11 protein-coding genes are annotated in these 13,422 nt (G+C 56.6%); 4 read left to right on the top strand and 7 right to left on the bottom strand.

Annotation, left to right across the window (positions count from 1 at the left end; genetic code table 11):
• Positions 1 to 94 precede the first annotated feature (94 nt).
• On the bottom strand, positions 95 to 2,167 hold the full coding sequence (locus tag ABJK56_RS20825) for a protein kinase (RefSeq protein ID WP_347246617.1): 2,073 nt from the start codon (positions 2,165 to 2,167) through the stop codon (positions 95 to 97).
• A gap of 419 nt (positions 2,168 to 2,586) precedes the next feature.
• Entirely contained in the window at positions 2,587 to 3,303 is a 717-nt protein-coding gene (locus ABJK56_RS20820) for a DUF1080 domain-containing protein (protein WP_347246616.1), read from the bottom strand.
• A gap of 315 nt (positions 3,304 to 3,618) precedes the next feature.
• Between ABJK56_RS20820 and rlmN the strand changes: the two genes are divergently transcribed.
• Positions 3,619 to 4,893, top strand: coding sequence for a 23S rRNA (adenine(2503)-C(2))-methyltransferase RlmN (gene rlmN / locus ABJK56_RS20815; RefSeq protein ID WP_347246615.1), 1,275 nt, complete (start codon positions 3,619 to 3,621; stop codon positions 4,891 to 4,893).
• Here the strand turns inward: rlmN and ruvB are convergent.
• On the bottom strand, positions 4,885 to 5,910 hold the full coding sequence (ruvB, locus tag ABJK56_RS20810) for a Holliday junction branch migration DNA helicase RuvB (RefSeq protein WP_347246614.1): 1,026 nt from the start codon (positions 5,908 to 5,910) through the stop codon (positions 4,885 to 4,887). The two genes, rlmN and ruvB, sit on opposite strands and share 9 nt — an antisense overlap.
• 142 nt (positions 5,911 to 6,052) lie before the next feature.
• Entirely contained in the window at positions 6,053 to 6,859 is an 807-nt protein-coding gene (locus ABJK56_RS20805) for a hypothetical protein (RefSeq protein WP_347246613.1), read from the bottom strand.
• Positions 6,860 to 7,422: 563 nt separating this feature from the next.
• On the opposite strand from ABJK56_RS20805, the gene ABJK56_RS20800 reads away from it, so the two are divergent.
• Both ABJK56_RS20800 and ABJK56_RS20795 read left to right on the top strand, forming a co-directional pair.
• Positions 7,423 to 7,668 (top strand): hypothetical protein, encoded by a 246-nt coding sequence (locus ABJK56_RS20800; protein ID WP_347246612.1) that lies wholly within the window; start codon positions 7,423 to 7,425, stop codon positions 7,666 to 7,668.
• 172 nt (positions 7,669 to 7,840) lie between these two features.
• The gene (locus ABJK56_RS20795) at positions 7,841 to 8,689 is read left to right on the top strand and encodes a TatD family hydrolase (protein ID WP_347246611.1); all 849 of its coding nucleotides are present in this window, start codon (positions 7,841 to 7,843) and stop codon (positions 8,687 to 8,689) included.
• A gap of 177 nt (positions 8,690 to 8,866) precedes the next feature.
• Here ABJK56_RS20795 and ABJK56_RS20790 read toward each other — a convergent pair whose 3' ends face one another.
• The 3 genes from ABJK56_RS20790 to ABJK56_RS20780 all read right to left on the bottom strand — a co-directional run bounded on the left by ABJK56_RS20790 (position 8,867) and on the right by ABJK56_RS20780 (position 12,437).
• A complete protein-coding gene (locus tag ABJK56_RS20790) occupies positions 8,867 to 10,270 on the bottom strand; it encodes a TlpA disulfide reductase family protein (protein WP_347246610.1) in 1,404 nt (467 codons plus the stop codon).
• A 192-nt stretch (positions 10,271 to 10,462) separates the two neighbouring features.
• Positions 10,463 to 11,356 (bottom strand): LOG family protein, encoded by an 894-nt coding sequence (locus ABJK56_RS20785; RefSeq protein ID WP_347246609.1) that lies wholly within the window; start codon positions 11,354 to 11,356, stop codon positions 10,463 to 10,465.
• A gap of 193 nt (positions 11,357 to 11,549) precedes the next feature.
• Positions 11,550 to 12,437 carry a prepilin peptidase gene (locus ABJK56_RS20780; protein ID WP_347246608.1) on the bottom strand — a complete coding sequence of 296 codons (888 nt, stop codon included), beginning with the start codon at positions 12,435 to 12,437 and terminating at the stop codon, positions 11,550 to 11,552.
• A gap of 220 nt (positions 12,438 to 12,657) precedes the next feature.
• Between ABJK56_RS20780 and ABJK56_RS20775 the strand changes: the two genes are divergently transcribed.
• The coding region (locus ABJK56_RS20775) for a Gfo/Idh/MocA family oxidoreductase (protein ID WP_347246607.1) at positions 12,658 to 13,422 on the top strand (765 nt) is incomplete at its 3' end.

Here is a 13,422-nt window from a genome sequence, read left to right as displayed (position 1 = left end):
AGCAGATATGCGACCCAAACCGGTTCTGTCTTGACGATGTCATCAACAGGACGAATCTGAAAACACCTTTGGGGATGGAATTTCTCCAGCCCTTTCAGGGCGAATTCTCGGGGGCAGATGAGGAGCCAACAGGACTGTCGTTTCCGACCGCCATGTGGGACTGGAGTCCTCGGCGGGCCCGCTCCACAAATGGTTGGGCCCACTCCTTCTGTCCATAAAGTTCGATTACCGCCTCGCGGATCTTTCGTGCGAGTTCGGGCTGCGTCTTTTCGATGCGATCAGCCTCATTCAACCGCCATTCCAGCAAATCCCGCTGGTTGCTGATGGCGGGCTCCAGTTCACGTCTGAGGCGTTCCAGGCGGCGCCGCACCAGCTCCAGGCACTCTTCGGTGTGTCCCACGGGTCGGCGCGGCCCTTTGCCGGAGGCGTTTGGTTCACTGGAATTCTCGGAAGACGATTCGTGACCATAGAGGGCGAGAATTGCCTCCAGTTTTTGCATCGCGAGGGTGGGATCAATTTGCAGATAGCGGAGCGCTTCGAGATAATCTTGCTCAATAGGAATCGCCGTCCGTGCGGCCGCCCGCTGACGCGCCTGGAGCTCAAATTTTCTTTCCATCCGAAGGAGGTCGATCTCCTGCTGGTAATCTCGTATCTCTCCTGCCCGAGGATCGTCTGAATAACGCGACAGAAAGACCTCAATATCCGGGGCTGCTGTGAGAAGGGCGTCCGGGTCGGACCCGTCGCCCACGCGGCTTACAATCCGGTGGTAAATTTGGTCCGCCGATGGCGGCTGAAGCATGTACCAGATCGTTCCAGCCAGCAAAACGAGGGCCCCAAGCAGTATGGCTGTCTGGAGGGAGAAGAGCGGTTGTCGGGCGCTGGGAGGTGGTTCGATGCGATCGAGATCCTCCGGTCTGACCTGCACAAACCGCCCGGAAGTTGCTGTTGCAGCGGAGGTTTCCGATGTTCCTGTTTTCGGCGAACTGGCCGGTGAAGGCTCTGCGGGAGTTTCCACGGCCCCGGCCCGCGGGGATTCCTGCACCGCGGTAGCCTCCACGGTCGGTTGCCACTGGGACGGCGTGCCGATCAGGTCTTCTCGATGGAGTAAACGGAGAAGTTCGTCTGGCTCGGCCGCACGGGTGGGAGCAAGCTGCGCCGAATCAACACTCGAAAACTCGCTTGCTTCGGCGATCGGTTCATCGGAAGCCTTCTTGCTGGGAAGGGTGACCGTGGGCGTCATCGAGGGGACACCCGGCTTCTCTTCTGGCGTGCCCACTCCAAAATCCATCGGCTGGGACGTTGGTAGCACCAGGGTATTGGAAGGAACAGGTGACGTCACGTTTTCGCGATCGAGGGCATGAAGCATTGCCTGAAGTCGCCTGGCTGCCAGCGAGGCATTCGTGATCCGCTTGTCGGGATCGCGTTGCAAAAGCTCTTGGATGATGCGATCCAGTTCCTCGGGGCAGTCCGGAACGTACAACCGAACAGGGTCCGGCCGGGATGTCCGATGGAGATGGAGAATTTGTGCAAACGACGTGACCTTGAACGGCGGCCGGCCCACCAGCAGCGCATAAAGGACTGCCCCCAGACTATAAAGATCCGCCTTGGGGCCAATCGGCTGGGCCTCCGCCTGCTCCGGCGCCATATACTCGATCGTTCCCAGCACACTACCCGCGCCTGTGTGGCTGGGGGCCCCGAAAAGTCGTGCGATACCGAAGTCGGAAAGCTTTATTGTTCCGTCTTCGGCTCGAAGCAGATTGGCCGGTTTAAGGTCCCGATGAATGATGCCCCGATCGTGGGCGTGCTTCAGTGCATGGCATACCTGGATGCCAATTTGAGTAACTTCGCGCCACGTGAACTTGCGACCGGCTTTGAGTTCCTGATCCAGACTGGGACCCCGGACCAGCTCCATCACGTAAAAAAGGACCCCGTTTTCCTCTCCAAATCCCAGCAAACGCACGATATTGGGGTGATTGAGTTTCCGCAGGGTTTCGATTTCGAGTTCGAATCGAGCGCGGAAGTCGGGTTCCTCGAGAAGAGCCTCAGAGAGGGTCTTGACCGCTGCTGGCTCGCCCGTTTCGATATGCACCCCCTCATAAACCGCACCCATGCCCCCGCGCCCCAGTCGCCTGATGATGCGATAAGGTCCCAACTGTTGGGGGTCCATTGATGATCACTTTCCGTGATAGGTTGGAGCTGCCTTGACCAGGGAGTCGCGAATAAGCTCAACAATCAGTTTCCACTATTCAGTGTACCAGGACCACTCGAAAAGGCCAGGGAATAGCGTTGACCGACCCTGTGCATGGATGACGGCCGAAAAAGGTCCCCGACGGCATTTGCACGCGCCATAGAACCGAAGGCAGACGGATGAGAACACCGTGGCAAAAACCAACGCCCAACCCCTTTCGTGAGAGCTCCTCGTGAAAAAAGCACATCGCGCAAGAAATGCAGGTAACAGGAGGCCACAGATCCCAGCACTGGCCTTCTGGCCCCGTAAAAAACTAGAAAACCCCGGGATAGCTGTATCCCGGGGTGTAATGGGCTCAATGGTGGCCAAGAACGGAGATGTGCTTACCGGTGCAATCCTCAGTCTTCCAGAACTTTGATCTTGATGTTGCGGAACCAAATAGGGGCATCACCGTGTTTACCCTGCAGCCCAATGTGACCGGTGAGAGAAAGCTCAGCGACTGGCCGACTCAGCCAGGGTGGGATCTCACTCCCGTCGGGGTTGGTCTTAGCGGAAGTCCATTTCCGCATATCCATCTGGGTGACGAGTTCGCCATTGAGCACGACGTACACCATCGGGCCGCGACAGGTGATGGTCATCCGGTTCCACTCGCCCGGTTTTTTGACCATTGACTTGGTTGGAGCGAGGTGCCCGAAGATGGCCCCGCAATGCCACGTTTTCGGCATCTTGGCCCATTTTTCGGCGAAGTCGTCGCAGATCTGGACTTCGATGGAATTGGGGATCCAGTTCTTGATATCGCTGCACCGTACGACAACGCCGCTGTTGGTGCCTTCCGCATTTTTAAATTCCAAATCAAGCACAAAATTGGTATACTGGTCTTTAGTCCAAATACACTGGTCTTCGGCGGCAGTCAGAACGCCGTCCTGCCACGACCAGACTCCCTTGGGGAAAATGGCGTTGGAAAGATCGGGGGCGAACAGATCGGGCCACTGGCTGGAGTCTGGATGACCCTGGGGAAGTTCAGGATTCTCCTTGGCACACAGATTTGTGGCGGACGCCCATGTAACAGCAGCGGCGATCGCCAACCAGGAACAAAGTTTCGAAAAACGTACCATGGGGAAACCTCCAAACGGCAAAACCATCGAAACCAAAGACCCAACAATCGCGATTCGTCGTAAGAACGATGACCCTATCCTACAACGGAGTGCAGGCGGGTACAAGGGAAGCAGAATAACCCGGTGAAGTGATTCTGAAGAGTGACGCTTTTGTGTAAAGTATGGACCAATGGCGAGTTAAGATTGACGGTAATCACGTTGACAAAGGAGAAACTCTTGGCAAAATAACTCGTCCGACGAAAAATAGTTTTAAATGGGCCGAAAATCCATAATGGTGGCGAGGGGCGGGCCAGGTTACCGAGGAGGTATCAGACCGTGGAGCATATTCTGGATTATTCTTGGCGGCAGTTGAGGGACTGGTTCATCAGTAAGGGACAGCCGGGTTATCGTGTAGCCCAGGTTCTTCGCTGGGTGTACGATTCGCCTAAGGTCCCCTTCGATGAAATGAGTGATGTCCCGAAGGTGGTGCGGAAGGACCTGCGGAAAGCCTTCAAGGTATTCACCATGCAGGTCGTCTCCCATCGAAAAGCCTCGGATGGCACGGAAAAGCTTCTCCTGCGGACCCAGGACGGCGAATACATCGAATGTGTCCTGCTCCGCGACGACAAGGGTAATCGCACAGTGTGCATAAGCACGCAGGTCGGTTGCGGAATGGGATGTGTCTTTTGTGCCAGCGGTCTGGACGGCGTGGTTCGGAATCTCACGAGCGGGGAAATCCTCGAGCAGATTCTCCACCTCAAGTGCCTCCTCGAGCCTGACGAGCGGCTTAGTCATATCGTTGTGATGGGGATGGGAGAGCCGCTGGCCAATCTGGGGCGATTGCTGGGCGCCCTCTACCGTGCTACCCACAAAGACGGCCTTGGCATTAGCGCCAGGCATGTGACCATTTCCACCGTGGGGTTGCCGCATGCGATCCGCCGCCTGGCCGAGCTCGATCTCCAATACCACCTAGCGGTGTCCCTGCACGCTCCCAACGATGAGTTGCGCAACCAATTGGTGCCCGCGAACCGAAGGATCGGTATTCAGGCGATCCTGTCAGCGGCTGACGAGTACTTTGCTAAGACCGGCCGTCGGGTGACATACGAATACGTTCTTTTGAGAGAGATCAATGATCGGCCGCAACATGCCCAGGAACTGGCGCAACTTCTCAAGGGAAGGAACGCCCTGGTGAATCTGATTCCTTACAATCCCATTCAGGGATTACCGTATGAGCCGCCCGAGCGTCGGGATGTCGCCCGATTTGTGGACGTTCTCGATCGGGCGGGTATTCAGGTGACGGTTCGCTATCGAAAAGGGGCCGAAATTGAGGCGGCCTGCGGCCAGCTTCGGCGTCTGCATCCCGAAATCGTGAGTAAGTCTAAGAAAAAGAAGAAAAAGAAAAGCAAATCTGCGGAGGAGAGTGCTGTTCAGGCTAGTGAAAGTGCCGCCGTCGTGAGCGGCGAGGGGGGTAGCGGACAGGCGGAAGGGGCGTTCAACGATTCCGTGGTGATGTCCGGAGATCCCACGGTGGTCGTCACCGATGCCGAGATTCTCAATTTTGAAGAGATCGCTGAGCCGGAAACAACAAAATCCAAACGGGATTCAGAATAAAAATCCCTGTTCCGGCTGAGGGGGACGAAGCCCCGTCAGACCGAGGTGCTCATACGCCTTTGCCGTAATCTTTCTACCCCGCGGTGTTCGAATCAGCAGCTCGCAGCGCAGCAGGTAGGGTTCCACCTCGTCCACCAGGGTATCGGGTGAAAGGTTGAGCGTGTGGGCGACGGCTTCCACACCTACCGGGCCACCATTGAACACCCTCGCTATGGTTTCGAGGTATTTGCGGTCTTGGGGATCCAACCCCAGGGAATCAACTCCCTGCATCTTGAGGGCGTCCTCCGCGACACTCCGGGTGATTCGGCCGCGAGCCTTGCTCGTGGCGTAGTCTCTCACCCAGCGAAGACGGTTATTGGCAATCCGCGGAGTCCCGCGGCTGCGACGTGCGATCTCTTCCGCTGCGTCATCTTCGATGGCGACATTCAGCTTGCGGGCATTGCGGCGGACGATCTCGGCGAGCTCTTCTACCGTGTAAAAATCGAGGTGCTCGCGCATGTGAAAGCGGTCCCGCAGCGGAGCAGAAAGCAAACCGGAACGCGTGGTGGCACCGATCAGCGTGAAGGGCTTGAGTCGAATGTTCAGCGTGCGAGCATTGACGCCTTCTCCCAGCGTGATGTCGATCCGGAAATCCTCCATGGCGGGATAGAGGAATTCCTCCACCGCCTTTTGCATCCGGTGGATTTCGTCGATGAAAAGAACCGAGCGCTCTTCCGCATTGGTGAGGTAGGGAATTAAATCTTTGGGCGCCTTCAACGTGGCCCCGCTGGCGATTTGCACGCTGACCCCGAGATGTCGTGGAATACACAGCGCAAAGGTTGTTTTGCCCAGCCCTGGCGGTCCATCAAAAAGGATGTGCCCCAGAGGTTCGTTGCGTTTGAGTGCTGCATCGATGGCGATTTTGAGACGTTCGTAGACCGCGCGCTGGCCGACCATCTCCTCCATCCGCTGGGGACGGAGGAGACGATCCTCATCTTCGGGAATCTTCGTCGGCCTGAGGACCGGTTCGCGTACCATTGTCGTAGATTGTCCGCAAAGCGGCGTATACTCCAACCGTATTTCCCAACCTGCCCAAGTGATCGCAATATACCAGAGGATGTCCTCGTGCGCAAAGATCAGCCGGGAGTTGCGGGAAATGGCGCATCGGTTAGCACCGGCCTCACTTCAAAACGGCAGAAAGCAACGCGAAAAATCCCAGAACCACCGCACCCACGATCAGGCAGGCCAGGAGGATTTTCCAGGGGGACAGCGGCAACTGGCCGAACGGGTGGCCGCTCTGGCCGTTGATCACAAACCGATACACCCGGCCTCGGTAGCGATAAGCCAAAATCCACACCGGCAAAAGCACTGGTTCTCCCGACAGTTTGGTGACCTTGACATTGACATGAATATTTCTGGCGCTTCCCGGGACATACCGCCGGATGCTTTCGGCGGTTTCCAGTTCCTCAATCATCCGCTTCGCCAGTGGGCGGGCGTATTTGCGGGGAACACGGAATTGCTCGACCGTGATATTCTCCAGATCTATTGCGGTTGCCGGAACGGCCCGAGAAAAGTCGTAGCGGCCCAGTCCATGGGTTTCTTCGTGGGTCAACACGCTGCTGGCGGGGACAAGGATTGAGTCGTAGGAGTTCCGCAGTTCCCCAAAAAGTGGCCGCCAGTTTCCCCGGGCTGTGAGTGGCACCTGGTTGGTGTCCGCCGTCCAGTACGTGTGAGTCTCGGCGGAAAAACACCAAAAGGGCACAAATACTGGCACAATCTGGGTGACGGCGGCCTCCTGGGCAAGATCTGTCGGTAGAAGAAAGCCGGTTTTCATCTGGACGCGGAGGATCTGCAGGGCTTGCTCGCGATTGATGGCGAACGGAATGACTTTTGACGGAAAGACCGTTTGTCCATCCGGTTGCGGACGTAACTCGACGGAGCCGCAAAACGGGCAGCGCAGGGCTCGGGCCGAGGCATCATAGCTCATCGCGGCTCCACATCCGTCACACGTAAAGCGATTCTTGAAAACGAGCGCCTGCGGCTTCGGCGACGCATTCTCCCCAGGAGATACGGGAGCCTCTCGCCCACAGTTGGGGCAAAACAGGTCTTCCTCATCGAGCACGCTAGCACATACGGGACAGCGTTTTGCGAGCATAGGAGAGAGCTTTGGTTCAGGCGACCTGATAATTTTGTGTGAAAGCTGCAACGTGTATCATACAGCAGGAGCCATCGGCGTTGTAAATTCTGCTAGCGCAGGCGCCAGCGAGATGAGCACGACCACCACAAGCGTGCCCCTCTATGTGAGAGGGAGCCGCTCGTCAGGTCCGCGTTTGGCGTTTGGATGGTCCATTCCTCATCACTGGTCCCGACAGGCTGCCCCTTTTTGGTGATGGTTTTTCTGTGCTTGACCGCCAGTTAGAATAAACCAGGGTCCATCGCAGACGATGAGCCATGACTTGAAGTTCGGCCGTCGGCGACGCGAGATCGTGAAAGTGTCGTTTGCTCCGTTTTCGAAGGGTGACGTGGTACCATAGGGTAATTCATCCGCTCATGACAAGGTTGACACGCGATCAGGTGGTGAATCAGTCGTTTCTGGAGTTGCGTTCCTACTTGTTGGAGATTGCGGCCACTCTGGATCGGTACGATCGGGCCGAAAATCGCAACGGGGAGCAGGAGGACGTCCGCTGGACGAAGATTCGGCAGGCTCTCGATATACTGGCCCAGCAGCGGGGCCAACCGGATCGCACTGAGGCGCTTCTCATGTTGTTCTCAGATTTGACACCGCTGGAAAAATAGCGACCCGATGTGGTTTCGGATGATGGGATAAACGGCCTGATGGTAGAGGCTTTTCCGTCACAGGCAGCAGAGGCACTTGGGCAAAGCGGAGATTGTGGCCAGGATTGCCGCACACAAAAGTTCTTCATAGTGACAAGCGTTCGTCGGCAGATTTTGTAAGGGTGTGCAAATTATGCTGATCATTCAACCGCATTACCATGCCATTGCGAGAACCACCCAGGATTACGAGCGGATGGCTGCTGCGGGGGTGGTGGCCGTAGCCGAACCGGCCTTCTGGGCGGGATTTGATCGTCGTTATCCCGAGACGTTTTTGGATTATTTCCGACAGATCAGTGAGTTTGAGCCCACGCGGGCAGCCCAATACGGCATTCGCCATTTCTGCTGGGTGGCCGTGAATCCAAAGGAAGCCGAGAACCTGGAAATCAGCCATGCCGTACTTTCCCAGATGCCGGAGTTCTTCCGCAAACCGACAGTGCTGGGCGTGGGCGAAACAGGGTTGCACAAGTCCACCAAAAACGAGTGTGAAGTTTTTGAGGCCCAGATTGAGTTAGCCCTTCGATACGATCAGTTGCTCCTAGTTCATACGCCCCATCTGGAAGATAAATACTACGGGACGAAAAGAATTTTGGAGGTTCTGAAGGGCTTTTCCATTGACCCCGGTCGGGTCTGGATTGATCATGTGGAAGAGCACACGATCAAACTGGTAAAAGACGCAGGCTACTGGGTGGGGTTCACGCTCTACCCAATCACCAAGTGTTCTCCCAAGCGAGCGGTGGATATGCTCGAGCGTTACGGTTGGGAGCGGACGCTCATCAATTCCTCTGCAGACTGGGGCCCGAGCGATCCCGCGACACTCCACGAGTGCATTTTCGAGTTCCGCCGGCGTGGTTATGGATTGGACGAAGCCCTCGAGGTGTTCTACAACAACCCAGTGCGGTACCTGTCCCAGAACCCCAAATTCGATTTGCCACTGGTGAAAGTGGAAATGCTCACTCCCACGGGAGCTGTGCCTGTCGCCTGACCTTCGTCACTGGTTGGGCCAGCGGCTTATGCTGTTATCGGACGCACGATCTGAATGGCGCGTCCAGGTTGACCGAGCAGGAAGGTCGGGCCGCGGAGTGCGCAGTATCCACCTGGGAACGGATGGATCGAACCTGCTCGTTTTGCTCTTGACCCCGAGAGGCGGGGAAACGCTGTATCAAGGGGTTTTGGTTGTCGAGGCTTTCGGATCGGAAACAGGGGCAGTGGGCTTGGCGTCAGCCGGTCCAAGAAGTTCCTCCAACTTCTTGCCCAGCTCTTCACCACGGACATCCATGGCGAGGACAGTTCCGTCTTTCCCGACCAGCATTGTGGTGGGAACGGCGACAATACCGTAATACCGGGCGGGGTCCGCAGGTCCCTTGGCGCTCGGATCTTGCACGTGGATGATGGTCCAGGGGATTTTTTCGCTTTCAAGGTATTTGTCAAGTGCTGAGCGGTCGTCGTCGATGCTTATCCCGACCACATCAAACCCCTTGTCGTGGTAGCGTTCGTAATTCGCCTTGATATTCGGCATTTCCGCTCGACAGGGACCGCACCACGTGGCGAAGAAATCCACCAGCACAATTTTTCCGCGATACTGGGCCCAGTTGAAATCTTTACCGTCTGTCGTTTTGCCAGCCAGTTCCATTTTCTTGCCGGGAAGCTCCAGTCGCCGACCAATGCCCTGAAGTTGCTCGCCAGTTTCGACGATCGTGGGGTCGCTGCTCTTAGCCAGAAGTTCGCCAAATTTTTGGCAATACTGACCAGCCGGGACGTCGAGTTCGGCATACTCTAACTGCGAAAGTATCTGCAGGAGCACCGCTATCTCCGTTTCTTCGGGGCTTCCTTTTTGGCTGAGCGAACCCAGCATCTCATCAAGATACTTTTTGAGTTCAGCAGCAAGGGCATCCTTCTCCTTCTGGGAGTGCATCTGGAGTCTCAGAGCCAGAACCCCGCCCCGCGCGCTGGTTGCCACATCCTTGAACCCGAGCTGTTCTATTTTCTCGGGAATCTTAGTCACGTCGGGCCGCAGGTCCGGACCGCCAAGTCGAGCGCCCATCAAAGCCCATTGGGCGGCCGCTTTTACGTCCTCTTCTTTGAGCGGTGGTTTGCCACCAAGGATCCGGTTGGCGAGAGAAACCAGTTGTTGCGCCATTTCAGGGAGGAGCTTTTGAACCTCGGGATCCCGCATTCGCAACAGTTGCAGGAGGGCCTGGAATTTCCATTGGAGAGCTCTGTCAATCGTCGAAGCATCGGTACCGGCTTGAGAGATGATTTTATCGGCGGCCGTTATGATAGCCCGGGCCTGCTTTTGCCGAAAAACCATCAATCCTTGTGTGTCCGGGGGGCCCAATTCCTTGCTTAATTTTTCGATGAACTGAAACAGTTGCGCCGGGGTTCCTTCCGGGACGGTGATTTCTTCTGGAGCCTGCGGTGGGGCACTCTCAGAGGTGGCCGCACCGGTTCCGGCCGAGTTGGCCGATTCCGCCCACGCGAGGACGCTTCCCGTTACCACCAGAATTCCCACCACAAAGCAACACCCCATCGACGCACTCACTTTCAGACATTTACGCGTGAACATACCGGCCAGCCTTTCCACCGAATCGCACCAAGCCATGAAACGAGCACACTCGCACCTCACCCGGGAGACCAAATTCTGCCTGGGCATTTATAACCGTATGAAGTTTTAAGAAGAAAAGCAAGCAAGAGGGCCACGGAGCGTCCTCAAGGAGGACTCAAATCGCTCGTTTCCCGGCAGTTTACCGAGCAACACTCAATGGGCGATTCCACCCCCGTTTTCCCAGTGAACAGGAACTGCGTGCAGGGCGCTGAGATGGTGAAACCGGCAAATCTTATCCCAGGCCTCTTCGGCCGTCTCGGCAAACTCGAAAAGATTGAGGTCTTCGTCGTCGATCACACCCTCATCGGCGAGAAATTGAAAATCGATCACGCGTTCCCAGTACTCCCGCCCAAAGATGATGATGGGGATGGGTTGCATCCTTCCTGTCTGCCGAAGTGTGAGGGCATCGGTCAGTTCGTCCAGTGTTCCAAACCCACCTGGGAATACCACGAGGGCCTTGGCCCGCAAAAGGAAATGAAACTTCCGGAGAGCAAAATAACGGAATTGGAAGCAAAGTTCGGGCGTAATGTAGGGATTTGGAATTTGCTCCAGTGGCAACCGAATGTTGAGGCCGATCGATTTTGCCCCCGCTTCGTAGGCCCCCCGATTGGCGGCCTCCATAATGCCGGGGCCTCCCCCGGTGCAAATGACGTAGTCGCACTGCCCATCCTGTTTGCAGGATTGGGACACGAGATAGGCAAACTGTCGGGCAAGATCGTAATACCGGCTCTTGGCAAGAAGCCGCTGTGCCCGATAAACCGCCCGCTTGAGCTTGGGATTGTGCGGATCGGCGCGGAGGGCGGCCTCGGCTTCCTCCAGCAAACGCCGGGCTTCCGGCTCATCCACGATGCGGGTGCTGCCAAACACGACAACCGTCGAGTTGATTTTCTCCCGCTCAAAGGCCAGTTCGGGTTTGAGCAACTCCAGCTCCATCCGCGTGGGACGGAGTTTGGGATCGGCAAGGAACTCCAGGTCCTGGTAGGCAACCCGATAGCTGGGCGATTTCAGGATCCGTTCAATGGCGGCTTGCCGTTCCTGGGGGTCCATATCATGCCTCGGTTGTTAAACAGGGAAAATGGGATGGTTTTGCGAATCTCGTGACACCCTCCCGACTCTTGCAGATTACCCAGAAGGTGGAATTTCTCCAAGGTCAATCCCTCCTGAACGTGGCCCCTCTCAAAGTGGACACGCGGTTTATTCTGATTGTTCGGAAAGAACTGACCTGACGTGTCGCTGTCTTTTATACGAGAAAGAGAAGCCCCCAGTTGGCCAGCCCCCAGAGAGCGAGACTGGCTCCCCGAATGCAGCGCGCCCGTTTTGCTTGCGAACGAGTGCTTTTGCGGCTCCCCCGGAATTTCGCCGAAGACACCCAGCCCTGTAAAACGATCGCCAGAGCTCCCAGGAGAATCCCTACCGGTGCTGGCCAAACGACGGCTGCGATCCCTGTGGCGAAAGTCCATTCCCATGAATGAAAATCGGCGTGGCTGGTGCGATTGAACCGCTTCTGGACACGGCGATTGAGAATATCCGAACCCCATCCCAAAGCCGTGGCCAGGAGCAGATCAGCCCAAAATGGCAGGGTTAAAGGACTTTCGCGCAGCAAGGGGATATCGCTCTCGACAGACCAAACCGACGTAAATCCGTACGCCAGAATCGTGACGCTGATGCAGGGTGTCCATACAAGAAGTGGAACGGAGTTGCCATCCCAGTTGATCGCTGCAACCACGAGGACGGTCAGCAAGAAGGCCGAAAGACAAATCACCTGCAGGAGACTTACAATCGCGGGGTGATCCATTCCAGCGACTCCAGCCAACCATTTGCTCCAGTGGCCCCCGTTGACTAGCTGTGCTACGGAGCCGACAATCAGGCTGGAAATGGCTTCCACGAGCGGATAGCGTACCGAAATAGGAGCACCACAATCGCGGCATCGGCCTCGTAAAATCAGCCAACTGAGGACAGGAAGATTGTCAAACCAGCGGATGGGATGCCCGCAGCGGGGACAGTGCGAGCCCGGCCAGATCAGACTTTCACCTCGCGGCAGCCGGTGGATGACGACGTTGAGGAAACTTCCCACCACGGCGCCCATTATGAACCACCAGATTTGAATGACGGTGTCGAGTGCGTTCAAGGCGGAGCCCTCAAATCGGCGTAAATGAGACGGGAACCTCGCATGACTTATCTTGATGATAGGACACCCTGTCGACACGTGATATAATGGCGACGGCTGACAGGTCTTGAGAACCGGAGCTTCCTACTCCGCTTTGCTAGCATTCTTTCGGTAGAACCACGGGGAGAAAGCAGCCTTAATCGAAACGGCCGAGTTCAACACAAATTGAGGAGACTACGGCATGAGTTCCGACCGCACCCAACTGAGTCGTCGCGCGTTTATTCAAGAGAGCATCCTCGCTTCGCTGGCGGCGGGAGTGCTACCGGCGATGTCCCTTCGGGCGAGCGAGGCTCCAGCACCCCAAGCAGAGGCGAAGGCTGGACCCAACGGGAAGCTACAGGTGGCTGTTCTAGGTGTGCGTGGTCGAGGCCAGGATCACGCAGCCGCGTATGCCTCACGATCAGATTGCCATGTCCTCTACCTCTGCGATGCCGATCGGGACGTGGGACAGGCGTATCTCGAGCGGTTTGCCAGCCGATTTGGTTATCGCCCGAAATTCGTCCAGGACCTTCGTGAGGTGATGGCTGATCCTGCTGTGGATATCGTCTCGATCGCTACGCCCAATCACTGGCATGCCTTGGCCTCCATTTGGGCAATTCAGGCCGGGAAACACGTCTATGTAGAGAAACCTGTCAGCCACAATGTTAGCGAGGGACGCCGCATTGTTCAGGCGGCGCGGAAATATCAGAAGCTGTGCCAGGGAGGAACCCAGCGGCGATCCGAGGGCCGCTATCGTGCAGCGGCCGAGGCCATCAAAGCCGGGAAAATCGGCAAGGTGACTCTTATCAGATGCGTCATGTATCGGCCGCGGAATCCGATTGGGCCACCGGGCGATTACCCCATTCCCCCAGGAGTGGACTACAACCTCTGGGCTGGACCGGCACCAATGGCTAAAGTCACCCGCAAGTCGTTTCATTACGATTGGCATTGGTTCTGGAACTACGGC

This window comes from Thermogutta sp., assembly GCF_039793925.1.
Taxonomy (GTDB): Bacteria; Planctomycetota; Planctomycetia; order Pirellulales; family Thermoguttaceae; genus Thermogutta.
The sequence above is the reverse complement of the archived record's forward strand: the minus strand, read 5'-3'. Positions and strand labels throughout refer to the sequence as shown.